The sequence below is a fragment of the Nocardia higoensis genome (assembly GCF_015477835.1).
Classification (GTDB): domain Bacteria; phylum Actinomycetota; class Actinomycetes; order Mycobacteriales; family Mycobacteriaceae; genus Nocardia; species Nocardia higoensis_A.
Genome location: NZ_JADLQN010000001.1, coordinates 2,911,170 through 2,934,659, shown reverse-complemented (window position 1 = coordinate 2,934,659; position 23,490 = coordinate 2,911,170). Strand labels below are relative to the sequence as shown.

Here is a 23,490-nt window from a genome sequence, read left to right as displayed (position 1 = left end):
CTCTCTCCTGGGCAGGGCTGAAGGTTGCGCGCGGGATCTAGAAGCGGGAGGTGCCGATCACCATCGTCTCACCCGCGTCGAAGCCCCCCGGCTGTCCGGTGCCGGGCGCCTGAGCCGGTGCGGTGGCAGGGGCGGGCACGGTGCGCAGCCGCCGGTCCGGCGCAACCAGCACCGCGGTGATCGGTACCGCGAGCGAGAGCATGCCGAGCACGAACATCGGGACCAGGAAGCCGAACAGATCGTCGCCGGGCGGGCGGGCGATGCTCTCGTCGAGTTCGATCGCCATACCGGCCAGGCGCACGTAGTGCATGCCCAGCGTGCCCACCGCGAACAGCACAGCGGCGGCGATCAGCACCCGGATGGGCGTGCGCCGCAGGATGAACCACAGGGTGGCCGTGGCGATGCCGATCGCGATCACCGCGGCCACCGACACCGCCCACCACGCGGTCTGCACCGACCCGCGCACATGGACGCCGTTCATCGCCACGTACATCATCCCCGTGGTGCCCAGGCCCATGATCAGGCCGGCCACCGCCAGGCGCGGCAGGTCGGCGTGCATCCCGAGCACCAGCAGCGCGGCGAGCACGGCGACCACCGCGATCACGCCGGCGGTGACCAGACGGGCGGATTCGTAGCGGATCAGGCCGTCGTCGGTGGGGGCCACGCCGAGCATCGAGATGAAGATCGCCAGCCAGGTGCCCACACCGCCCAGGCACACCGCCGCCGCGACCTGCCAGACCAGGCGGAATTTCTGGGTCACCGACTGCGTCGACTGCCGCACGCAGATCAAGCCGACCAGTGCGCCGACCGTCGAGACCAGCGCCGCCAGGCCGAGGACCCAATAGCCCATGGAGAAGTAGCTCACCGCGACAGCACCTTCACACCTGTCCGACCGGTTGTTCCCGCTGCTGCGCGGCCAGACGCTGGATCGCGTACTCGGTCACCGCCGCCAGCGACTGGCGCACTTCCATCGCGTTGCGCGCGTCGATGTCGACGATCGGCACGATCGGGCGCACCGAGAGCGCTTCCCGCAGTTCGGCCACCGGGAAGCGGGGGGCGTCGGGGAAACGGTTGACCGCCACCAGGAACGGCAGGCCGCGGGCCTCGAAGAAGTCGACCGCCGCGAAGCTGTCCTCGATGCGCCGGGTGTCGACCAGCACCACCGCGCCGATGGCGCCACGGATCAGGTCGTCCCACATGAACCAGAACCGGCGCTGCCCCGGGGTGCCGAACAGGTACAGCGTCAGGTTGCCCGGCAGCATGATGCGACCGAAATCCATCGCCACCGTGGTGGTTTCCTTGCCGGGCGTCGCGGCGAGGTCGTCGATGCCGTCGGAGAACCCGGTCACCATCGCCTCGGTGCGCAGCGGCACGATCTCCGAGACGGCACCGACAAAGGTGGTCTTACCCGCGCCGAAACCTCCCGCGACGACGATCTTGGTCGAGGCAGTGCGGTTGTCCTGCGGCGCCGGGCCGCCACCGAACGGCGTGGGATTATAGGGCGCGGAGTCCACGCAAAGTCCTCTCCATCAGGGACAGGCGCTCGTCATAGCTCGCCTGGTCACTCAGGGTCCAATGCACACGCAGCGTTCCAGCGACGACGAGATCTCCGATCACGACGCGCACCAGACCCAGCGGACGCTGAAGTTTGGCGGTGATCTCGGCGACCGACAGACGCGCGGTGCCCAGCCTGACGATATCGGTGCGGATATCGCCGACCGGCCATTCGAGATGGGCAGTGTAGGAGATGGTCTCGATGACCGCCTCCAGGGGAAGGTCGACCGCGGGTTCGGTCCGGCCCGAGGTCAACGCGTATGGGCGGACTCGGGTAGGCGGTATACCCGGCCCCCCGCCGGATGGGGTGGACATGCCACTCTCAGACGGCGCTGCGCGCGGTCGCCTGGACCACCGAGCCGACCCGGTCGACGAGCAGCGCCATCTCGTAACCGATCCGTCCGATGTCGTGGGTCTTGTTGGCCAGCACCGCCAGGTGCGAACCGTTGCCGACCGTCATCACCAGCAGGTACCCGCGCTGCATGTCCACGATGGACTGCATCACCTTGCCGCCGTTGAACAGCTGGGCCGCACCGGCGGACAGACTGGCCAGACCCGCGGTCACCGCCGACAGCTGCTCGGCACGGTCGGCGGGCAGGTGCGGGCTGGTCGCCTGGAGCAGGCCGTCGGCGGAAACCAGCACCGCGTGGGTGACCCCGGGCACGTCCCTGGTGAAGCGGGTGACCAGCCAGTTCAGGTTCTCGTCCGTTGTGGTGCTTGGTTTCTCGGTCACTCGAGCCCTCCGTCGTTGTACTGGGCGTCGGCCCGCCCACTGCGGACCCCGCTGAGATGCCTGGTCAAACTGTTGCGGATCTCTTCCGGATCACGCGCATTCGATTCGTTGGCCGGTGCGAGACCGCCCGGCACGAGTTGGGCGCCGGGGCGGCGGATCGGCAGACCGCCGTTGGTCCGCCCCGACACCGTGGGCTTGCTGGCCTCGGCCGCCGCGGCCCAGCCGGTGTCGCCCGGTGCGGCCCATTCGCCGCCACCCGCGCCGTTGTCCTTGTCGTCCTCGCTCTCCGAGCCCGAGGATGCGGGCTCCACCAGCCACTCCGACACCATGCGCTGGTAGATCGGCGTCGGCGACTCGGTGGTGACCGGACGCAATCCGGTCGAGGTGGTCTGCGAGGGCGCGGTCTGTGCGGACCCCGCCTCCTCACGTCCGGGGATCGGGACCTGCTGGGGCACCGGGTCGCCGGGGACGTAGACGTCGGTGACGTACGGGTCGCCCTGGTACGCCTCGAAGGACCGCGCCGAGGAGCTGGAGTAGACCTCTGTCGGATGCGAGTCGGCGGCGCCGAGCGATCCGGAGGGCTGGGCGCCGGTCGGCGCGGGCTCGTAGGTCTCGGTGGCGTAGGACTGCGAGGGGTAGCCCGCGGTGGAGTAGGAGTCCTGAGCCTGCGTCTCCGAGGAGAAGGGGGCGGGGGCGGGGGTGTCCGCGTAGTTCTCCGGCTCGGCCCACACGTCGACCTTCGGCGACTCCTCGGCGAAGCCGCCGGACGCGGGCCGGTCGCCACCGCGATCGGGCGCGGGGGCCACCCGGATGGCCGGCCGACGCTGGGGCAGGCCGCTGCCGGTGCCGCCGCGCGGCCCCGGCTCCGAGGGCATACCGTGCTCGGCCGAGGCCGGGCTGGGCACCGGCTGCAGGATCCGCGGCGCCGGCGAGCCGGGCAGTTCGAAGGAGGAAGTCTGCTCGGACTTCGAGGGCGTCGGGGAGAGCAGTTCCTTCGGGTGCTTGTCGTTCGGCGGCAGCGCGGTGACCAGCGAGCCGGGCAGGTGCACGCTGGCGGTGATGCCCGGCTGCTGGGTCATCGCCGAGGTGCGGCGCAGGTTGACGGTGATGTTGTGGCGCTTGGCCAGGCGGCCCACCACGAACAGGCCCATGCGGCGCGCGGTCTCGACGGTGACCTCACCACCGGAGGCCAGGTGGCTGTTCACGGTCTGCAGATCCTCGGCCGACATGCCCAGGCCGCGGTCCATGATCTCGATGAGGTAGCCGCCATCGACCGATCGGGCCACCGACACCGCCACCGAGGTGGTGGGCGGGGAGTAACGCAACGCGTTGTCGATCAGCTCGGCGAGCAGGTGCTCGATGTCGACGGCGGGCTCGCCGGGCACCACGCCGTCGGGCGCGGCGCCGATCTCCACGCGCTGATAGTCCTCGACCTGCGAGACCGCGCTCCAGAGCATGTCCGACAGCGGCACCGGCGGCAGATGACCGCGGCGCAGCGCGGTGCCGGCCAGAACGAGCAGGTTGTCGCCGTTGCGGCGCATGCGGGTGGCGAGGTGGTCGAGGCGGAACAGGCTCTGCAGCCGGCCCGAATCGTCTTCGTCGTGCTCGAGTTCCTCGATGAGCGAGAGCTGCTGCTCCACGAGGGACTGGCTGCGCCGCGACAGGGTCTCGAACATGCTGCCGATCTGCAGGCGCAGACGGGCCTGTTCGGCGGCCAGGTGGAGCGCGGCGCCGTGGATGTCGTCGACGGCTCGGGCGAGCTGGCCGATCTCCTCGGTGGTGTGCACCTCGACGCGGGTCGGTTCCGGGGTGGCGCCGCCGGAGCGCACCACCTCGAGCTCGTTGGGCAGGTCGACATGGGCGACCTGCAGTGCGCCGTGGCGCAGGCGGCGAATCGGAACGACCAGCGAGCGGGCGACCGCGAGGGCGAGGGCCAGGCCGGCCAGCAGGGTCGTGACCACGATCGCGATATCGCGCAGGACCACGCCGCGCAGTTCGGCGGTCCGGTCCGCCAGCGAGCGGTCGACCAGGTCGAGCAGCGTTCCGGTGGCTTCGGTATAGGCCGCGGTGCTGCGGCGCAGCGAGTCGTAGACGACCTCGTTGTCCGACAGACTGCCGGTGTTCTGGCCGAGCGCGCCGATGCGGGTCTGCACCGCCTCGAGCAGGACATCGGCGTTGGTCGCCGACTCCGGGCTCAGATAGGCGTAGACGTTGATGAGCACCATCTCCGCGCCCAGCATCGTCAGGATGTTGGCCCGGCTCGCCGGGTTGGCGTCGGCGAAGGCCACCATGATGTGTTCCTGCGTCAGCAGGCGGCGCTTGTTGGCGATCAGGCCCAGCTGCAGGAAGTACCGCTGGATCGTGACCTCTTCCAGCGAGTTCGACACCGCGGTGGCGGCGATGATCCGGTCACCGACCTGACCGACCTGTTCGGCGATCGTCACCGGCGAGCTGCCGCGCAGGCCGTTGCGCATGACCCGGCCCGCGGCGATGGCGCCGTTGAGCTCTTCGGTGACGCTGTCGGCTTCGACCGAGCGCAGGGCCGTCTCCAGGTCGGCGGCGGCCTGGTCGAACTTCGCCGCCGCCTCGTCCGTGGCGGGATCAGGATTGCGCGCCGGATCGGCGGTGACCGCGGCGATCGCCAATTGCTCGGCGGATGCGCCGAATTCGAGCATCGGCCGGACCAGCTGGGCCTGACCGGTCGCCGCGTCGAGCTGGGAGATCAGTGCGAGCTCGTCGTTGATGCGCAGCGCCGCGAAGGTCGATGCGAGCACCACCGGCAGCAGTAGCACGATCCCGACCTTGCGGGTGACTGGCCAGTTCGACAAGCTGAATTGCCGGGAACGCGGTGTTGCATCCATCCGCTTCCGTCGCCTCCACTCCGCGCGGGTTCCCCGGGATGGTCAGCGGCTGTTCAGCATAAGTCTCGGAACCAACCCATTGAGAACCAACTCGAGGTCTTGTTTTTACCGCAGGGAACATACCGTGCCTGACTTGTAACGGCAATCCGGGGCATGCGGCTCGATTATTCTCTAATATGCCCGCCGCTAACGGCTTTCGCAGCGAAACGAGGAGACCTGCTCGAAGGCGCGGCCGAGGCTCGCGCGGGTTTGCCACGAAAGGTGCTGGTCACCCCCTCCGGCCCGGCGTGTCGGTCGGGGAACCGGCTCCGCGGCGTGTCGCGTGGACCCTCTCAGTCGGCTCTCAGTCGGTACGGTCAGACTGGTCTCATGCGGATTCTGGTAGTGGACGACGATCGTGCCGTCCGGGAATCGCTGCGCCGGTCGTTGACCTTCAACGGCTACACCGTCGACCTCGCCGTGGACGGGATCGACGCCCTGGAGAAAGCCGCCGCGCAGCGCCCCGACGCGCTGGTGCTGGACGTCATGATGCCGCGCCTGGACGGGCTGGAAGTTTGCCGGAGATTGCGCAGTACCGGAGACGATCTTCCGATTCTGGTTTTGACAGCGCGCGATTCGGTTTCCGAAAGGGTAGCGGGGCTGGACGCGGGCGCCGACGATTATCTGCCCAAGCCTTTCGCGCTCGAGGAATTGCTGGCACGTTTGCGGGCGTTGCTGCGCCGCCGTGCCGCAGATCCCGGGGAGATCTCGGAGGCAATGCACTTCGCGGATCTCTCGCTGGATCCGGTGACCCGCGAGGTGTCGCGCGCGGACCGCTCGATCAGCCTCACCCGCACCGAGTTCTCCTTGCTGGAGATGCTGATGGCCAACCCGCGCCGGGTGCTCACCCGCAGCCGCATCCTCGAGGAGGTGTGGGGCTACGACTTCCCCACCTCGGGCAACGCGCTCGAGGTCTACATCGGCTATCTGCGGCGCAAGACCGAAGCCGAGGGCGAGGCGCGGCTGATCCACACCGTGCGCGGGGTCGGCTACGTGCTGCGCGAGACGCCGCCGTAAGGCGCCGCGATCATGGCACGCAGCAATCCCCGACGTCCCGCACTCGCTCCTGTCGGCTTGGCCGCCGCCCAGCCGGCCGCGATGCGTCCGCCGATGCCGCTGACCAGTTCGGTCTCACTACGCTGGCGGGTCACCCTGCTGGCGGCCTCGGTGGTGGCCATCGCGGTGGCGGTCACCTCGATCGCCGCCTACGCGATGGTGGCGCGTGCGCTCTACGCCGATGTCGACGAGGCGTTGCGAGCGCGCGCGGCCACCATGATCGACAACAACTTCGAGAGCCTCGGCTTCCAGTCGATCATTCTGGCCGGGCTGTACTCCAACGATGTCGGCGTCGCGCTGATCTTCGCCGATCACAAGCCCTATATGCCGCCGCAGCAGACCATCCCGCCGGTGGGCGAGCAGGAGTTGGCGGTGGCCGACGGGGAGCTGGCCACATCGCTGCGAACGGTCAGCAATCAGCGCGTGCTGGCCGTGCACACGAATTCGGGCGCCACCCTGGTGATCTCCCAACGGCTCGAACCGACCAGGGAGGTGCTCGACCGGCTGGCCTGGCTGCTGTTCGTGGTCGGCGGCTGCGGCGTCGTGCTCGCGGCCGCGGCGGGCACCGCGGTCGGGCGGACCGGTCTGCGGCCCATCGCCCGGCTCACCGCCGCCACCGAACGCATCGCCCGCACCGACGACCTCACTCCGATCCCGGTCAGCGGGGACGACGAATTGGCCCGGTTGACCGAGAGTTTCAACACGATGCTGCGCGCGCTGGCCGAATCCAGGGATCGCCAGCGCAGGCTCGTCGCCGACGCCGGACACGAACTGCGCACGCCGCTGACCTCCCTGCGCACCAATATGGAACTGCTCATCGCCGCCGGCCGTCCCGACGCGCCCACGCTGCCCGAGCAGGACATGGCCGAGCTACGCGCCGACGTCGTCGCCCAGATCGAGGAGCTGTCCACGCTGGTCGGCGACCTGGTCGACCTGGCCCGCGAGGACGCCCCGGAAACCGTCTACGACCGCGTCGATCTGGGGGAGGTGACCGAGCGGGCGCTGGAACGAGCCAGGCGCCGTCGCGCCGATGTCGAGTTCGTCGCCGAGTTGCGGCCGTGGTTCGTCTACGGCCACGACTCCGCGCTCGAGCGCGCGATCCTCAATGTTCTCGACAATGCCGCGAAATGGAGTCCGGCGGGGGAACAGGTGCGGGTGAGCATGCGCGAGACCGGGCGCGGACTGCTGGAACTGAACGTCGACGACGCGGGGCCCGGCATCGCGCCCGAGGAGCGCGAACTGGTGTTCGAGCGGTTCTACCGCACCACCGCGTCGCGGTCGATGCCCGGTTCCGGGCTGGGGCTGGCCATCGTCAAACAAGTGGTGACCAAGCACGGCGGCACCATCACCATCGAGAACTCCGATCGCGGCGGCGCGTCCGTCCGGATCGTGCTGCCCGGCGAGGCGGGAACCCCGAGGGGCGCAGCGGACCGGTCCGAATGAGCCGGAGCGTCGCGGGCCGGACGACACGGAACGGCCTCGCATGGAACGGCCGCGCGGCCGGAGTCGTTGTACGAGGACAGGGTGGGACGGTCACTCTCGGATAACTGCAAGCAGGGTCTCAGTTCGCTTTAAGCCGTCGCGGGCAGGCTCGACGGTGGACGTGAGGAGAAACGAGTACGCCATGACGGAGGATTTCCAGCCAGGGGGCTTTCGGCCTCCCCACCAGCCGCACCCGATCACGAGTCCGGGCTCGACCGAGCACACGGGCGGGCAGCCCGGCCCGGGGACGGCGGCCCACCCCGATCACAGCGGCTTTCCAGGACAGGGCTACGGGCACTATCCGACCCAGCCGTTCTCCGGTCCGGTCCCGGGGCCGCTCGGCTCGGCTGTTCATCCTGCCGCCGCGCAGCGTCCGGTTCGCTCGGCGCGCGTCGGCTTGATCGCCGGCGCGGTGGCGCTGGCCTTGGTCAGCGGTGGTATCGGCGGAGCGGTCGGCGTGGTGGCGACCCGTGACGACGGCCGGGCGTCGGTGACCAACGCTCTGGACGCGCCCCGGCCGGACGTCAGCACTGTCGCCAACGCCCCCGCCGGTTCGACCCAGGCGGTCGCGCAGAAGGTGCTGCCCAGCGTGGTGATGATCGAGGTGGCCAGCAACCGCGCCGAGGGCGAGGGCTCCGGGGTCGTGCTGTCCTCCGACGGGCTGATCCTGACCAACAACCATGTCGCCTCCGGCGGCGGTACCGGCGCCTCCATCGTCGTGCGCTTCTCCGACGGCAGCAGCGCGCCCGCGCGCATCGTCGGCGCCGACCCGGTCTCCGATCTCGCGGTGATCAAGGTGGAGGGCCGTACCGATCTGACTCCCATCGAGATGGGCGCCTCGGCGGGCCTGCAGGTCGGCCAGCCGGTCATCGCCGTCGGCTCGCCGCTCGGCTTGGCGGGCACGGTCACCACGGGGATCGTCTCGGCCCTCAACCGGCCGGTCTCCACCAGCGGTGAGGGCACCGACAATCCGAACGCGCCGCAGCCGGTCATCGATGCCATCCAGACCGACGCGGCGATCAATCCCGGCAATTCCGGCGGCGCCCTGGTCGACTACGAGGGCAGGCTGATCGGCATCAACACCGCCATCGCCACGCTCGGTTCGAGCGGGCTGGGCGGTCAGCAGAGCGGTTCGATCGGTCTCGGTTTCGCCATCCCGGTCGATCAGGCGCGCCGGGTGGCCCAGGAACTGATCGACACCGGACGGGCCACCTACGCGCAGATCGGCATCAAGTTACGGCCGCAGGACAGCGTCGCTCTGGTGTTGGAGGCCACACCGGGTGGACCGGCGGCAGAAGCGGGTATACCGGCAGGTGCGGTCATCACCGAGCTCGACGACCGCACCATCGATTCGGGCGAGGCACTCATCGCCGCCGTCCGGTCCAGGCAACCAGGAGACAAGGTGAAGGTCACCTATACCGACGACAAAGGCAACAACCCGACCACGGTCGAGGTCACCCTCACCGCCGCCCCCTCGGAGGGCGCACGATGACGGGCCCGCGCAGCGGCCGGCTGCGGATGATCGCGCTGGACGGCCTGAGCCCGGAATTGTCCAGCGCCGCCGAGGACTTGCTCGACGCAGGCGCTACGGTGAGCCCTATGGAAATCGATCCTGTGGCAGGTCGCGCACTCGTGGTTGTCGTCGATGATCGGACCGCGCACGGCGGCGTGGACTCTATCGGACCGTTGGTCACCGAGCTGTTGACCGAGGCGGGATTCCTGGTCGACGCCTCGGTGTCGGTGCAGGCCGACGAGGTGGAGATCCGCAACGCGTTGAACACGGCGGTGATCGGCGGCGTCGATCTGGTCGTCTCCGTGGGCGGTACCGGCATGTCTCCGCGCGACGTCACTCCCGAGGCCACCTCGCAGGTGCTCGACCGGGAGCTGCCCGGCATCAGCGAGGCGCTGCGCGCTTCCGGCCGGGTCGCCGGATCCTTGGACGCCGGCCTGTCCCGCGGGCTGGCCGGCATCTCCGGTTCCACCCTCGTGGTGAATCTGCCCGGCACTCGCGCGGCGGTGCGCGACGCGATGGCGACGCTGACCCCGCTGGCGGGCAAGGTGATCGGCGAACTGTCCGGTCTGGCGGAATGACCGCAGAACGCTCCGACGATCCCCGCCCGGCACGCCGCCGGGCCGGGGATGCCGCGCGCCTGGCGCGCATCTTCGGCGACACCTTGCCCGACACCACCGCGGACGAGCGGGGCGACGATCCGCGCGAGCGCCCCGAGTCCGGCGACGACTGGCTACGCTCCCAGGTGCCTCCGCACCACGGTTGACGCGTCCCGGCGAATGCCCTTCTTCCGCGCGGTTTTCCCGCTGACGGAACTTCTCACCGTTTCCGTTCCCCTTTCCGGTATCGATCTGTGATCTATCTCATCGTCGCTGGTCGCGGCGGTTGAGCATCGCTCGGGCCGACAGTTCGCCGGGTGACTCCGCGTGCGTACCGCGCGCCCCCCGCACAGTGCATTTATGCACGTCAAGCGATATTGCGATGTCAGTGAATGTGATTCACATCACGGGCACCGGCTTTTTCTGCAACCGTTGCCGCCGCTTAACCCAGCGTTTAATCTTCCGCTCGGAACAACGTTCGAGATGCCGTATCCGCCGCCGAGAACTCGCTTTCTCCGGAGGCGGCGAGCGCTGTCCCAGGTGGCTTTTCGGTCCCGACCACGTAGCGCCGAAATAACAACCGGTTACGTACCGGCAACAAATAGGCGACAGACTGGGCTGGGCCTGTGAGGACCACTTGTCCACCTCGATGGTCGAGGTCGGACTGTTAGAACCTGATGAGGGGAAGTATGAGCGAGAACCGCACCAACGGTCTGCGTCACGGCGCCCGCGCCGTGGGCGTCGGCGCGGCGGCGGCCGTTGCCATGGGCCTGCTTTCGACCGGCGCCGCCAACGCCGACACCTTCGTGCCGTTGCCGGACGGCGAGAAGGTCGGACCGGGCGTCACCATCACCCGTACGGGTGAGAGTGCTCTGATTTCGCCGTCGATGGCGGCCAACGGCGCCGGGCGCGTCGTCTGGGTCTCCGGAAACGCGACCGCCGATGTCACCGTGACGCCGGAAGGCGAAGCCGGCCCGAACAACGGCCCCACCGGCGACTCGGGCACCAACAACTCGTCGACCCACGGGATTTCCCAGCTGAACACCGGCTACATCGTCGGTTGCCAGGTCAGCATCGGTGATGACGCGATCAGCCTCGGTATGTCGGGTTCGGTGAGCCTGAGCGACGGCGGCCTCGGCGGCTCCTTCGGCGTGAGCCTCGGCCCCGGCGAGGTGAAGTTCGTGCAGATCAACTACAAGGACATCGCCGAGCCCGGTGTCTACTCCGTCGAGTACCAGGACGTGGAGATCGAGATCCAGGGCTGCGCGGGGTACGCCCAGGCGCGCGCCTACACCGTCGTCGAGATCATCGGCGACCACTACTCGAAGACCACGCTCTACGGAATGCCGTTCAGCATCGGCTGACGCCGCCCAAGAAACACCGAAAAACTTCTCGCGCAAGCGAATCAACCCTCGAAGGGTATTGGATACATGATCAACCGTAAGAATGCGGCGCGGGCGGCCGGGGTCGGGGCTGCTGCCGCTATCACCATGGGCCTGCTCTCCACCGGCGCGGCCAACGCCGACACCTTCGTTCCCCTGCCCGGCGGCGAGATCGTCAAGACGCTCTCCGACGGCACGGTCGTCACCGTTCGTCTGGTCGGCGAGTCTGCCCTGATCAGCCCGTCCATGGGCTCCACCCCGGTGCATCGCAACGCCTGGGTCTCCGGCAGCGCGCAGGTCGAGATCAGTGGCGTCAGCGATGAGATCGGCGGCAAGATCAAGCCCGGGTACGTGGTGGGCTGCCAGGTCAATATCGCAGGCGGCGGTGTCGGCGGCGGCGTGGAAGGCAGCGCGGACTGGAGCGGCGAGACGGTCACCGGCGGTGTCGGCGCGAACGGTGGTGGCGACCTCTCGCTCGGCCCCGGCCAGGCCCAGCAGTTCTACCTCCTCGATCTCGAGGAAGCCGACGACTTCGGCAGTGAGGACCACTCGGCCCGCAACGGTTTCAGCGGCAACAGCGGCTCGGTGACCTGGGCGGACTCGACCATCGGCCTGTCCGGCTGTGGCGGCTACGCGCAGGCGCGCGCCTTCGTCGATGTCGAGGTGGAGACCGACAACGTCATCACCTCGGTGACCCTGTGGGGTCAGCCGTTCAGCCTCGGCTGATCCGGACGAAACCACTCGAACGGGCCCGTCACCGCGTGGTGGCGGGCTCGTTCGCTGTCCAGAGCCCTTGCGGGGCATCAGAACTCGTGACGTCCGCCCGAGCTCTGCTGCCCCTGGGCGAGCAGATCGCGGATCTGCACGAGCAGTTCGGTATCGCTGAGCGGCTCTTCCGCGTCCCCGCCTCGACGCTTCTTCATCTGGATCGATGGCAGCACCAGAATGAAATAGAGGATGGCCGCGATGAGGATGAAGTTGATCACCGCGGTGATGATCGGGCCGACCGCGACGAACGTGGCCGGGTTGTCGGCAACCAATCGGAAACCCAGCCCGATGTCATTCGCGTCACCGAATACCGCCAGTAGCGGATTGATGATCCCATCGCTGAATGCGGTGACGATCGCCACGAATGCGGTGCCGATGACCACGGCAACCGCCAGGTCGACGACATTTCCGCGGAGCAGAAAATCCTTGAAACCCTTGAGCATGCCGAGTTCTCCTCTTCGGGATGAATCCAACGGTCGCGCTCGGCGAAATACTCATCCGCCGTATCGGGATCGTATTTCACGATATCGGCAATCGACCGGCGAACTCGGTCGGTCAATGTAATACGACGGTCAGAGCGGTATGCAGCGATGCCGCCGCGACCGCGACGGCGTGTTCGGCGTCCATGGCCACCAGGACCACGGGCCCGGCGCGATCGCGTTCTCCGGATTCGGCGACGAGCACCACGGCGGCGTCTTTCGCCAGCGTGCGCGCTCGCTCCTCGGCGCCCACCACGTCGACCCGATCGCCTGCGCGCAGGATGCCCGCGACCGCCGTATCGGCCAACCGGATCGGGACGATGCGCGACTCCGCCGCGCCGGTGGCGACCTCGGCCAGTCGCGGACCGACGACCCGCAGATCGGTGAACACCTCACCGGTGCGCATCGCGCCGGTGAGCGTCGCGCCGAGCAGATCGCCCGGATCGCGTACGGCGCCCGTCGGCAAGGAGCCCGCTTCTCGCGGCGCCGTGGTCACGTCGGCGGCGGTGAGGGAGGCGCCGGGCGGCAGATCACGGCTCGCGAGAACGACCGAAACGCGTTTCGCATCCGGATCGCCGCGCACCAGCAGGAGGGCGGCCGCCACGACGAGTGCGGCGGCCAGCACACGGCGTGCGAGTGCGGCGTCGATCCACGGCGGCCGGTTCCACCAGAGCGTTCGCAGGACGGAGTCACGACCGAGATCGCTGAACAGGCGGGGCATGCGGCGACGCTATCGCCGCGAATCGGCCTGGCGCACCGGCGGTACCGGCGACTGGGGACAACTATCGGGTTGGGGATGGATCACCCGGAGATCGGCGCGACGCGACAGTGGCGAGCGCGCGCGGGGGCGCCTCGATGGTCTGAACGGGGCGGACCGGCCGCACGCGGTCGGACGTCCGGGCGAAGAAGATCAGGCGACCGAGGTGCTCGTGGTCGCGGTGCTGGACGAGGTCGAGCTCGACGACGAACTCGACGACGATGAGCTCGACGACGAAGAACTGGACGACGAAGAACTGGACGACGAATCCGAGCTGCCGGACGAGGAGTCGGACTTGGCGGAATCACCCGCGGGGACCGCGCCGCCACGGCTGTCGGTGCGGTAGAAGCCGCTGCCCTTGAAGACGATGCCGACCGAATTGAACAGTTTGCGCAGCTTCCCGGAGCATTGTTCACACACGGTCAGGGCATCGTCGGAGAACGACTGAACGATGTCGAACCGGTTGTCACACTCGGTGCACGCATACGAGTAAGTTGGCACAGCATCCTCCGCGAGTTTCCGTCGATCTAGCACTCTAGCGCCGACAGTGCCAACATCGCCAGTCGGTGTGTCATTCCCCGCACTCGTCGCGGTCGAGCCGGATCGGTCCGCCACCGGGCGTGAGAACCCAGCCGACCCGCACATCGTGCTCCTCCTCGGGCAGCGACGCCACGAACTCCTCGTCCCGCACCACCGCGACCAGCCGGGCGTGCGACCCGGCCGCGCCGAGGGTGCGGTCGTAGTATCCGGCCCCGCGACCCAGGCGCACGCCGCGCCGGTCCACCGCCAGCGCGGGCAACAGGATCAGATCGGCCTCGGCCACCACCTCCGGCCCGAGTGCGGGGCCTGCCGGTTCGAGCAACCCGTAGCGCGCGGGCCGCAGATCGCCCGCGCCGGTGTACTCGCCCCAGGCCAGCGCTCCCGGCGCACCGGTCACCGGCACCAGCACCCGACCGCCGCGCGCCCGCAGCTCGTCGAGCATGGCGGTCGATCCGGGTTCGCCGCGCACCGGCACGTACGCGCAGGTGACGCCGTCGCCGGGCAGCTCGCGCACCGCCGCGGCCAGGGCCGCGGCCTCCGCCGCGTGCCGCGCCGGGTCGAGGCCGGCCCGCCGAGCGAGAATTTCTTCACGCCATGTCTGTTTGTCGCGCTGACGGGGCATCCCCATGGGGATCACCTTAAGCTCAGCCGCAGCCGGATCGTCGCGACGACGTTCATCGGCGGTGTCATGGATGGATAGGGTAGGCGTATGACAGCAAAGGCCGGACAGTCCGCGCAGGCCGCAGTGTCCCCGGCGGACACGGTGTCCTCGCAGGGAGTGGCGTCGTGTTTCCGCACGGCCGTCGTTCCGGCGGCAGGGCTGGGGACCCGGTTCCTGCCCGCGACGAAGACGGTGCCCAAGGAGTTGCTGCCGGTGGTCGACACCCCCGGCATCGAACTGGTCGCCTCCGAGGCCGCCGATTCCGGCGCGCAGCGCCTGGTGATCGTGACCTCGCCCGGCAAGGACGGCGTGGTCGCGCACTTCGTCGAGGACCTCGTGCTCGAGGGCACGCTGGCCGAGCGCGGCAAGTTCCACCTGCTGGAGAAGGTGCGCAAGGCGCCCGCGCTGCTCGATGTCACCTCGGTGGTGCAGGAGGAACCGCTCGGGCTCGGACATGCCGTGGCGCAGGCCGAGCGTGTGCTCGACGACGACGAGGACGCCGTCGCCGTGCTGCTGCCGGACGATCTGGTGCTGCCCTGCGGTGTGCTCGACGTGATGAGCCGGGTCCGGCGCAAGCGCGGCGGCTCGGTGCTGTGCGCGATCGACGTTCCCAAGGACGAGGTCAGCGCCTACGGCGTCTTCGACGTCGCCCCGGTGCCCGACGCCGTCAACCCGAATGTGCTGCGTGTCAAAGGCATGGTGGAGAAGCCCGAACTCGCCGACGCGCCCTCGACCTACGCCGCGGCCGGCCGGTACCTGCTCGACCGGGCGATTTTCGACGCGCTGCGGCGTATCGAGCCCGGCGCCGGTGGTGAATTGCAGCTCACCGACGCCATCGCGCTGCTGATCGAAGAAGGACATCCGGTACATGTGGTCGTCCACCGTGGGTCGCGCCACGATTTGGGCAACCCGGGCGGTTATCTTCGAGCAGCGGTCGATTTCGCCCTCGAACGGGAGGAATACGGCCCCGCCCTGCGGGAGTGGCTGCATCATCGGCTGAGTTCGGACTGGGATCCGCAACTGGCGACCGACGAGTAGGAGCCGCGCCTGGCGCGCCTGCGGTCGGGTACCACAATGTGCGGGGCGGGCGATCACGGCCGGGCCCGGGAGGGCCGGACCGTGAACAGGTGCGGAGAGGATCAGGAAGGGCTGGATGCGCTCGGTTGAGGATCAGCAGATCAAGGTGACCGCGGCGGCGGTCGCACCGCGGCCGGTCCGGGTCGCGATCTCCGAGGCGCAGGGGCTGCTGTGCGCCGAGGACATCGTCACCGAGCGTCCGCTGCCCGGTTTCGACCAGGCCGCCATCGACGGTTACGCCGTGCGCAGTGTCGATGTGGCCGCCGCGGGTAGCGAGATCCGCGACGAGGACGGCGAACTCGTCGACCTCACGCTGCCCGTGGTGGGCGAGGTGGTGGCGGGCTCACGCCAGCCCATCCGGCTGCAACCGCGCCAGACCGTGCGCGTGGACACCGGCGCGCCGTTGCCGACCCTCGCCGACGCCGTGCTGCCGCTGGATTTCACCGACGGCGGCCGGGCCAGGATCAAGGTGTACGAGCCGGTGCGGTCGGGCGATTACGTCCGCCGCGTCGGCGACGACGTGCAGCCCGGCGACGTGGCCGTGCGCGCGGGCACCATCATCGGCCCGGCCCAGGTGGGTCTGCTGGCCGCGGTCGGCCAGGACAAGGTGCTGGTGCACCCGCGGCCCCGGCTCTCGGTGATCTCGGTCGGCGGAGAACTGATCGATATCGACAGGACGCCCGGTCCCGGCCAGGTCTACGACGTCAACTCCTACGCATTGGCCGCCGCCGCGCGGGACGCGGGCGCCGACGTGAACCGGGTCGGCATCGTCAGCACCGATCCGCGCAGGTTGCGTGACGTGGTCGAGGGGCAGTTGGTGCGCTCGGAAGTCGTGGTGATCGCGGGAGCGGTCGGCGGTTGGGCGTCCGAGCAGGTGCGCGAGGCGCTCGAGGGGCTCGGTGAACTCGAAATCGCCAGGGTCGCCATGCATCCCGGCTCGGTGCAGGGTTTCGGCAGGCTGGGCCGCGACGAGGTGCCGACCTTCCTGCTGCCCTCGAATCCGGTGGGCGCGTTGGTGGTCTTCGAGGTGATGGTGCGGCCGCTGATCCGCATCGCGCTCGGGCGCAGGCATCCGATGCGCCGGATCGTGCGGGCCAGGACCATCACCCCGATCAGTTCGATGGAGGGGCGCAAGGGCTACTTGCGCGCCCAGCTCATGCGCGACGAGGCGACCGGCGACTACCTGGTGCAGCCGCTGGGCGGTGCGGCGGGATCCTCGCATCTGCTGGCGACTCTGGCAGAGGCGAACAGCCTGATCATCGTCGAACCGGACGACACCGATTTCCGGACCGGGGACGAGGTACAGGTCGCCTTCCTGTCCCAGCGTGGCTGACTCGGCCGCGCAGCTTCGGGGCATGACTGAACTATGGAGAGTATGAACGTATTCCGGGCCACGCAGCATCCTGGATGGCCCGCCCGCCTCGGTCCGGTGCACGTGGCCGCCGGTGCGGTGACACTTCGGCCGGTGCGATTCCGCGACGCCGCCGCGTGGAGCAGACTGCGACTGCGCGACCGTGAGCATCTCGAACCGTGGGAGCCGACCGGGCGCGGCAGCTGGGAGGCGCGCAACCACGCGTCGAATTGGCCTTCGCTGTGGTCGAGCCTGAAAGCCGAGGCGCGTCGGGGCGCGATGATCCCGTTCGCCATCGAAGTCGACGGTGCGTTCGCGGGACAACTGACCGTCGGCAATATCGTGCGCGGCGCGCTGCGTTCGGCCTGGATCGGTTATTGGGTGGCCAAGGATCGCAGCGGGCAGGGCGTGGCGACGGCTGCGCTGGCGCTGGGCCTCGACCACTGTTTCGGGCCCGTCGGACTGCATCGTGTGGAGGCCACCGTCCGGCCGGAGAATCTGGCGAGCCAGGCGGTGCTGCGCCACTGCGGATTCCGGGAAGAAGGATTGCTGCGGCGTTATCTGGACGTCGACGGCGCCTGGCGTGATCATCTGCTGGTGGGTATCACCGTCGAGGAATTGGGCGGCACCGTTGTCGAGCGGCTGGCCCGCGCGGGCCGTATCGTGCTGCCTTGAGCCGTATCGTGCTGGTAGGCGAATCGTGCTGGTAGGCGAATCATCGCGCGTCGTATCGTTCTGTTCTGCATTCAGGCGGTAATTCCGGCTCGCGTCGGATTCGGGTTCACGCCTACTCTCGTGGTGGTGGCATTGTGACAGGTGTGACCCGTGTGCACGGCGCGCCTGCGGGATCACCACCTCCGAGCGAATTAACCTACCGACGTCGGAGGTGTGCCGTTCGCGAGCGACGCCACTGCTGAACGGACAGCCCGAAAGGATTGAACTGGTGGGGACGGAGGTGACGGTCTGATGCCGAATTCGATCCTGTGGATCGGCTTGGTCGTGCTCTGGGTCTTCGTCCTGTTCCCGATTCTCGCCGACCGGCACCCCAGAATCCGGCAGACGACCGACGCCGCGCTCGCGACCAGAGTGTTGCATCGCGGCGGCTCCAAACGGCGGCTGCGCTATCGACCGAACCGAGTGCGGAGAAAGCGTTTCCACAGCGATGATGCGGAGGACCGGATGACCATACCGGCCGACGAGAAAGTTTCCGACGACCTCGCCGAATTCCTCGACGAGGCCACCGACGACCGGCGCGGTAAACGGGCCGCGTCGTCCCGCTCCGCTCGCGCCGATGCGTCGGTGCGCGATACGGATTCGTCCGAGGAGGGCCGGGAGCGCAATCCCGTCGATATCGACGACACCGACGACGGCCCGCGCCGCGAGCGCACCATCCGTCGCGGCGGCGCCACCCGAACCGCCGCCGAGGACGCCGATCTCGGCCCCGACGATGCCGCCGAGGGCATCGGCGCAGCCGATGACGCCGATGATGTCGCCGACACCGGTGATGTCGAGGACGCGGAGGTCGTGGAGGCCGACGGCTGCGACATCGAGGCCGAGGACGCGAGGCGGACCGCGCGCGCCGGGACGCGACAGATCACGGCCCGTATTCCACCGGCTCGCTCCACCGCGCCCGTGCGAGCGCCCGATCCCGGCTACGGCGACTCCAGGGACGCCGACGACGATCCCGACGCCGATGGCGAGTACGCCGATGAGGGGGCCGGGAACGCCGATTCCGATCGACGCGGCAACGACGGCCGTCGCTCGGACCGGCGTCGTTCGGGTCGCCGCGGCGCGGATCGCCGGAAATCCGAGCGTCACCATGCCGATTCCGAGTCCGATTCCGATGACGCGGACCACGGAGCGGACAGCGACTTCGAGACCCGGGATCAGCAGACTCACGAGGTCCGATCCGACGATCCGGAACCGGAATTCGTGCCGACCCGGCGCGGGCGCGGGGGTTACGATCCGGAGGCCGACGCGATCGCCCGCGCCGCCCGATACACCTTCCGTCAGCGCGCCGTGCTCGCGCTCATGCTGACCGCCCTCATGACCGGTGCGCTCGGACTGATCATCAGCCCGATGTTCTGGTGGGGCAGCGGCCTGTCGATATTCGTGCTCGGCGCCTATCTCGCCTATCTGCGCAAGCAGGTGCGGATGGAGGAGGAGATCCGCAGGCGTCGCGCCGCCCGCCTCGGTCGCCGCCACCGCGAAGCCGAGGACGACGACGAGTTCGACGAGCAGGAACTCAGCGCCGACGAACGGGTCAGGATCGCCACCGGCGGCATGGATCGCGCCACCGCGCGTGCCCTGCGCCGCCGCTCGTCCTTGCTCGATGTGGACGACGAGGATCCGCTCTTCGAGCACCTCGAACCCTTCGACCCGGCCACCGCGCGGGCTCTGCGCCGGCGCACCGGCACCGACTCGCGCAGGCAGGCGGCGGGAGAATAATCGCAGATCAGGCGGGCGATTCGGTATCCGGACCGTCCGCCTGATACAGTGTCACAGCGCGGTTCGCAGGAGCCGCACGGGGCTATAGCGCAGTTGGTAGCGCGTCTCGTTCGCATCGAGAAGGTCAGGGGTTCGATTCCCCTTAGCTCCACCCCGGAGGGTTCACCACAAGATGGGCCGAAGTCAAGGCCCTGAAGCGTGAAGGCCCTGAAGTACAGCCCGACATGATCCACCACCGCGGGACCGTCGCCTGATCGAGGCGCGGTCCCGTTCTGCTTCGGTCGAAGTGTGCGTTTCCGGCCCGGTGGGCACACTCGACTCGGGGGACGGCGACCAGGGGGCGCCGGGCCTCGGCATTGTCGATCGGTTCGGCACCCTGGCACCCCGCTCCAGGCCTTCGGCCTCGTAGCCGGGCCGCCCCGCAGGGAATCCTCGGCGCCCGCTTCGAACGACACCCCGGCGCGTCTTGTCCGCAGTGTGTTGCCGGTCACGGGCATACTGCTGGTGTGGGACGCGATCGCGGCCGCCGCCGATGTGGAGTCGGAATCCGCGCTATCGCACCGGCCGACTCCTACCGTGGGAGGTACCGATCGAAGAGTTGGTGTTCATCCCGGTCGAACCCTTCCTGTTCGGCTTCGCGATGGTGGCGGCGGTTCCGCGGTTGCGGGAACACCGCCGCCGCAACGAACACCGCGTCGGCCGCCGGGTAGCGCCGTGAGGCGCGCCAGGCTCGGCCCGACCGGACTTCCACGGGACCAGGTCCCGGCCACATTCGACAACGGCGCTGCCTACTACGACCGGCTCGTCGGATTCAACCCCGGCTATCACGAGCATCTACGCCTGTCCGCGCGACGCATGCGGCTCCCCGGGAACGGCGCCGGACTCCGGCTGCTCGACGCCGGCTGCGGTACCGGCGCGTCGACCGCGGCGCTGTTGTCGGTCGCCCCGGACGCGGAGATTCTCGCCGTCGACGCATCGGCGCAGATGCTCGCCCGCGCACGAGCGAAATCCTGGCCCGCGACAGTGCGTTTCCACCACGCCCGCATCGAAGACCTCGATGCGGCGGATATCGGCCGTTTCGACGGCATCTTCGCCGCGTACCTGCTCCGCAACCTCGCCGACCCCGACGCGCAACTGCGCGCGTTCGCGGCGCTGCTGCGTCCCGGTGCCCCGCTCGCGGTGCACGAATACTCGGTGCGCGGATCACTGTGGGCCCGTCTGGTCTGGAACGCGGTCTGCGGCGCGGTGATCATTCCGGCCGGCACGCTGCTCACCGGCGACGCCACCCTGTACCGGCATCTGCGTCGCAGCGTGACCTCGTTCGACAGCGTGCCCCAGCTCCGGGCGCGGTTGCGTGACAACGGCTTCACCGCGATCCGGTCGAGGACTGTGCCCGGGTGGCAGCACGGCATCGTGCACACCCTCACCGCGACCGTGCCGCGGCCCGACGCCGAAGAAGGGACACCGTAATGCGTGACCGCTACGGCCGCGACCGACGTGTCGTCCACCATCGCGCCCCACGGGCCTCGGGACACAGCCGTCCCGGCCACCGCCCACGTGTCGTGATCGTCGGCGCGGGCATCGCCGGTCTCACCGCGGCAACGGGGCTCGCCGAACGTGACATCGCGGTGGAGATCATCGAGCGCCGACCGTATCTCGGCGGCCGGGCCGGCGGCTGGACCGACAACCTGCCCGACGGCACCGCGATCGCGGTCAACCGTGGATTCCACGCCTTCTTCCGCCAGTACTACAACCTGCGCGCCCTGCTCCGCCGCACCGATCCGCAGCTGGACCGACTCGTCGCGATCGACGACTACCCCCTCGTCGACGGGCACGGACGACGCGACACCTTCCGAGGCCTGCCGCGGACCCCGCCATGGAACGCCCTCGCGTTCGCCGCCCGCAGCAGCACCTTCCCGTTACGGGACCTGCGTCGCATCGATGCGCGCGCCGCGGCGCCGCTCGCGGCGGTGTCCGTGCCTGAGATCTACGACCTGCTCGACCATCTCGACGCCGAGACCTTCCTGCAGCGGATCAACTTCCCCGCAAGCGCCCGTCACCTCGCCTTCGACGTGTTCTCCCGCAGCTTCTTCGCGCCGGCCGGCGAGCTGTCGGCGGCCGAGCTGGCGACCATGTTCCACATCTACTTCCTCGGCTCCAGCGAAGGGCTGCTGTTCGACGTCCCCACCTCGAACTACGACACCGCCTTGTGGTTGCCGCTGCGGGAGTACCTCGCCTCGCACGACGTCCGGATCCGCACCGGTGTCACGGTCACCGCGGTGGAGCCCGGCGGCGAACGCGCCTTCCGGGTGTACGAACGAGACGGTGGCGACGTCGCCGCCGACGCCGTGGTCATCGCCACGGATGTCGCCGGTTTGCGTCGCATCGTCGAGCGCTCGCCGCGACTGGGTGACGACGCCTGGCGTGCATCGATCGGGCGGTTACGCAGTGCGCCACCATTCCTGGTGTACCGGATCTGGCTGGACAAGCCGGTCGCGTCGGATCGACCGCCGTTCCTGGCCACCGGAGGGCTCGCCCCGCTCGACAACATCAGTGTGGTGAACCACTACGAGCGGCAGGCCCGGACGTGGGCCGATCGCCACGGCGGCGCCGTGCTGGAACTGCACGCCTACGCCCTGCCCCAGCAGCTCACGCCGGTCCAGGAGCACGATGTCCGCGTTCGGCTCCGCGCTCGGTTGCACCATCTCTACCCGGAAACCGCCGACGCCCGCATCCTCGGCGAACACCTGCAATGGAACCAGGACTGCCCCCTGTTCGGAGTCGGCGACCACGCGCACCGGCCCACAGTACGCACACCACACGACCAGCTCGTGCTGGCAGGCGACGGCATCCGCGTCGACCTGCCTGTCGCATTGATGGAGCGCGCGGCCACCACCGGATGGACAGCGGCGAACGCGTTGCTCACCGGATGGGGACTACCAGGTCACGATCTGCACACCGTGCCGACCAGCGGCCGCAACGCTTTACTCCGCCGGCTCGCCACCCGCTACGGATCGGCGACCGCGTCTGCTGAGGACTCCCGATGAACCACACCCTGTTTCGACGATGGCCCGCCCGATGGCCACTGCAACCCGTCGATCTCGATCGCTGGACAGAGCAGCAACCGACCTACCTCGCCGCGAAACCGGCCATCATCGCCGCCGCCCTCGAACGCGCACAGCGACGCCCATCCGGAAACTGGTATGTCTTCGCGGCCACCCGAGACATCCGCACCGATCGGCCGTTCGGATTCACCGTCGCCGGAATCGAACTCGTCGCGTGGCGCGACAGACGACAGCGACTGACCGTGGGGCCGGGAGCGTGCCCACACCTGGGTGCGCCGATGGCGCAAGCACGCGTCGACTGCGGCGCACTCGTGTGCCGATGGCACGGACTGCGCCTGGACAGCGGCGGCGCACCCGGCTGGACACCGCTGCCCTGCCACGACGACGGCGTCCTGGCCTGGGTCCGCCTCGATTCCGTCGACGGCGGCAGCCCCCTCGGAACACCCGTGATCGGCGCCCGCCCGCCCGCGCACCGCGCCGTCTCCGCGGTGGCGACCGTCAGCGGCGTGTGCGAACCCACCGATGTCGTCGCCAACCGGCTCGACCCCTGGCACGGCGCCTGGTTCCACCCCTACTCCTTCACCCATCTCGAAGTACTCGAAACCCCTCCGCTACATCAGGACTCCATCGAATCCGAGGACCGGTTCCTCGTCGCGGTCACCTTCCGAGTCGGCCGATGGCTCGGCGTCCCCGTGCGAGCCGAGTTCACCAGCCCGGATCCCAGGACTGTCACCATGTGCATTCTCGACGGCGAAGGAGCCGGCAGCGTCGTCGAAACCCATGCCACACCACTGGGGCCCGGACCCGACGGACGTCCACGAACCGCCGTCATCGAGGCGGTCATCGCCGACTCCACCCGCCCCGGCTTCGCCCACGCCCGGCGCGCCACACCCATCCTGCGGCCGATCATGACCCGCGCCGCGACCCGACTGTGGCGCGACGACCTGGCCTACGCCGAACGCCGCTACCAACAGCGGAGGCGGTAGATTCACAGCGTGGCGACGAGCGCCACGGCCCGTACTCGGCAACCTGTGCAGTCCGACACGACACAGCCGCGAGCGAGGCCGTGGACGCCCGAGAACTCCTCCGACGCGGGCCGCACACAGAGGAGTCGAGGGATTCCTGTGC

Annotated in this window: 23 protein-coding genes and 1 tRNA gene; 15 read left to right on the top strand and 9 right to left on the bottom strand. The window is 69.2% G+C overall.

What is annotated here, in order from left to right:
- Positions 1 to 37: 37 nt before the first annotated feature.
- Genes IU449_RS13305 through IU449_RS13285 form a run of 5 tightly spaced genes read right to left on the bottom strand, consistent with a single transcriptional unit; the run spans position 38 to position 5,079 of the window.
- On the bottom strand, positions 38 to 865 hold the full coding sequence (locus tag IU449_RS13305; RefSeq protein ID WP_195002082.1) for an MHYT domain-containing protein: 828 nt from the start codon (positions 863 to 865) through the stop codon (positions 38 to 40).
- Between the two features lie 13 nt (positions 866 to 878).
- Positions 879 to 1,514, bottom strand: a complete 636-nt coding sequence (locus IU449_RS13300; protein ID WP_324188215.1) for an ATP/GTP-binding protein — start codon at positions 1,512 to 1,514, stop codon at positions 879 to 881.
- Positions 1,495 to 1,869, bottom strand: coding sequence for a DUF742 domain-containing protein (locus IU449_RS13295; protein ID WP_051027397.1), 375 nt, complete (start codon positions 1,867 to 1,869; stop codon positions 1,495 to 1,497). The genes IU449_RS13300 and IU449_RS13295 overlap by 20 nt, the downstream gene beginning before the upstream one ends.
- 7 nt (positions 1,870 to 1,876) lie before the next feature.
- Complete coding sequence (locus tag IU449_RS13290) at positions 1,877 to 2,287, bottom strand: roadblock/LC7 domain-containing protein (RefSeq protein ID WP_040798443.1); 411 nt, start codon at positions 2,285 to 2,287, stop codon at positions 1,877 to 1,879.
- Positions 2,284 to 5,079, bottom strand: coding sequence for a sensor histidine kinase (locus IU449_RS13285; protein ID WP_324188214.1), 2,796 nt, complete (start codon positions 5,077 to 5,079; stop codon positions 2,284 to 2,286). The genes IU449_RS13290 and IU449_RS13285 overlap by 4 nt, the downstream gene beginning before the upstream one ends.
- A 438-nt stretch (positions 5,080 to 5,517) precedes the next feature.
- Here IU449_RS13285 and IU449_RS13280 point away from each other — a divergent pair, with 438 nt between their 5' ends.
- From IU449_RS13280 to IU449_RS13250, 7 genes are all read left to right on the top strand, one after another.
- Complete coding sequence (locus tag IU449_RS13280) at positions 5,518 to 6,204, top strand: response regulator transcription factor (RefSeq protein ID WP_067853068.1); 687 nt, start codon at positions 5,518 to 5,520, stop codon at positions 6,202 to 6,204.
- Positions 6,205 to 6,216: 12 nt separating this feature from the next.
- Complete coding sequence (locus tag IU449_RS13275) at positions 6,217 to 7,686, top strand: sensor histidine kinase (protein WP_195002080.1); 1,470 nt, start codon at positions 6,217 to 6,219, stop codon at positions 7,684 to 7,686.
- A gap of 181 nt (positions 7,687 to 7,867) precedes the next feature.
- Entirely contained in the window at positions 7,868 to 9,217 is a 1,350-nt protein-coding gene (locus IU449_RS13270; RefSeq protein WP_195002079.1) for a S1C family serine protease, read from the top strand.
- Positions 9,218 to 9,324: 107 nt separating this feature from the next.
- Positions 9,325 to 9,816 (top strand): MogA/MoaB family molybdenum cofactor biosynthesis protein, encoded by a 492-nt coding sequence (locus IU449_RS13265; RefSeq protein ID WP_228804624.1) that lies wholly within the window; start codon positions 9,325 to 9,327, stop codon positions 9,814 to 9,816.
- On the top strand, positions 9,813 to 10,001 hold the full coding sequence (locus tag IU449_RS13260; protein ID WP_195002078.1) for a hypothetical protein: 189 nt from the start codon (positions 9,813 to 9,815) through the stop codon (positions 9,999 to 10,001). Before IU449_RS13265 ends, IU449_RS13260 begins: the two co-directional genes overlap by 4 nt.
- 522 nt (positions 10,002 to 10,523) lie before the next feature.
- Complete coding sequence (locus IU449_RS13255; protein ID WP_195002077.1) at positions 10,524 to 11,198, top strand: MspA family porin; 675 nt, start codon at positions 10,524 to 10,526, stop codon at positions 11,196 to 11,198.
- A 66-nt stretch (positions 11,199 to 11,264) separates the two neighbouring features.
- Complete coding sequence (locus IU449_RS13250) at positions 11,265 to 11,942, top strand: MspA family porin (RefSeq protein WP_195002076.1); 678 nt, start codon at positions 11,265 to 11,267, stop codon at positions 11,940 to 11,942.
- Positions 11,943 to 12,019: 77 nt separating this feature from the next.
- On the opposite strand, the gene mscL is transcribed toward IU449_RS13250, so the two are convergent.
- From mscL to IU449_RS13230, 4 genes are all read right to left on the bottom strand, one after another.
- Positions 12,020 to 12,427 (bottom strand): large conductance mechanosensitive channel protein MscL, encoded by a 408-nt coding sequence (gene mscL, locus IU449_RS13245; protein ID WP_195002075.1) that lies wholly within the window; start codon positions 12,425 to 12,427, stop codon positions 12,020 to 12,022.
- Positions 12,428 to 12,539: 112 nt separating this feature from the next.
- A complete protein-coding gene (locus IU449_RS13240; RefSeq protein WP_195002074.1) occupies positions 12,540 to 13,184 on the bottom strand; it encodes an SAF domain-containing protein in 645 nt (214 codons plus the stop codon).
- Positions 13,185 to 13,373: 189 nt separating this feature from the next.
- Positions 13,374 to 13,721 carry an FmdB family zinc ribbon protein gene (locus tag IU449_RS13235; RefSeq protein ID WP_195002073.1) on the bottom strand — a complete coding sequence of 116 codons (348 nt, stop codon included), beginning with the start codon at positions 13,719 to 13,721 and terminating at the stop codon, positions 13,374 to 13,376.
- Positions 13,722 to 13,791: 70 nt separating this feature from the next.
- Positions 13,792 to 14,388 carry a 5-formyltetrahydrofolate cyclo-ligase gene (locus IU449_RS13230; protein WP_195002072.1) on the bottom strand — a complete coding sequence of 199 codons (597 nt, stop codon included), beginning with the start codon at positions 14,386 to 14,388 and terminating at the stop codon, positions 13,792 to 13,794.
- 81 nt (positions 14,389 to 14,469) lie between these two features.
- On the opposite strand from IU449_RS13230, the gene IU449_RS13225 reads away from it, so the two are divergent.
- From IU449_RS13225 to IU449_RS13190, 8 genes are all read left to right on the top strand, one after another.
- Positions 14,470 to 15,459 (top strand): UTP--glucose-1-phosphate uridylyltransferase, encoded by a 990-nt coding sequence (locus IU449_RS13225; RefSeq protein WP_228803954.1) that lies wholly within the window; start codon positions 14,470 to 14,472, stop codon positions 15,457 to 15,459.
- Between the two features lie 115 nt (positions 15,460 to 15,574).
- Positions 15,575 to 16,831 (top strand): gephyrin-like molybdotransferase Glp, encoded by a 1,257-nt coding sequence (gene glp, locus IU449_RS13220; RefSeq protein WP_195002071.1) that lies wholly within the window; start codon positions 15,575 to 15,577, stop codon positions 16,829 to 16,831.
- 42 nt (positions 16,832 to 16,873) lie between these two features.
- Positions 16,874 to 17,524 carry a GNAT family N-acetyltransferase gene (locus IU449_RS13215; protein ID WP_195002070.1) on the top strand — a complete coding sequence of 217 codons (651 nt, stop codon included), beginning with the start codon at positions 16,874 to 16,876 and terminating at the stop codon, positions 17,522 to 17,524.
- 291 nt (positions 17,525 to 17,815) lie between these two features.
- The gene (gene glpR / locus IU449_RS13210; protein WP_195002069.1) at positions 17,816 to 19,297 is read left to right on the top strand and encodes a gephyrin-like molybdotransferase receptor GlpR; all 1,482 of its coding nucleotides are present in this window, start codon (positions 17,816 to 17,818) and stop codon (positions 19,295 to 19,297) included.
- A 78-nt stretch (positions 19,298 to 19,375) separates the two neighbouring features.
- Positions 19,376 to 19,448: transfer RNA gene (locus IU449_RS13205), tRNA-Ala, on the top strand.
- 563 nt (positions 19,449 to 20,011) lie between these two features.
- Positions 20,012 to 20,767 carry a class I SAM-dependent methyltransferase gene (locus IU449_RS13200; RefSeq protein WP_195002068.1) on the top strand — a complete coding sequence of 252 codons (756 nt, stop codon included), beginning with the start codon at positions 20,012 to 20,014 and terminating at the stop codon, positions 20,765 to 20,767.
- Entirely contained in the window at positions 20,767 to 22,344 is a 1,578-nt protein-coding gene (locus tag IU449_RS13195; RefSeq protein WP_195002067.1) for an NAD(P)/FAD-dependent oxidoreductase, read from the top strand. The genes IU449_RS13200 and IU449_RS13195 overlap by 1 nt, the downstream gene beginning before the upstream one ends.
- The gene (locus tag IU449_RS13190; protein ID WP_195002066.1) at positions 22,341 to 23,348 is read left to right on the top strand and encodes a DUF5914 domain-containing protein; all 1,008 of its coding nucleotides are present in this window, start codon (positions 22,341 to 22,343) and stop codon (positions 23,346 to 23,348) included. Before IU449_RS13195 ends, IU449_RS13190 begins: the two co-directional genes overlap by 4 nt.
- The last annotated feature ends 142 nt before the right edge of the window (positions 23,349 to 23,490 follow it).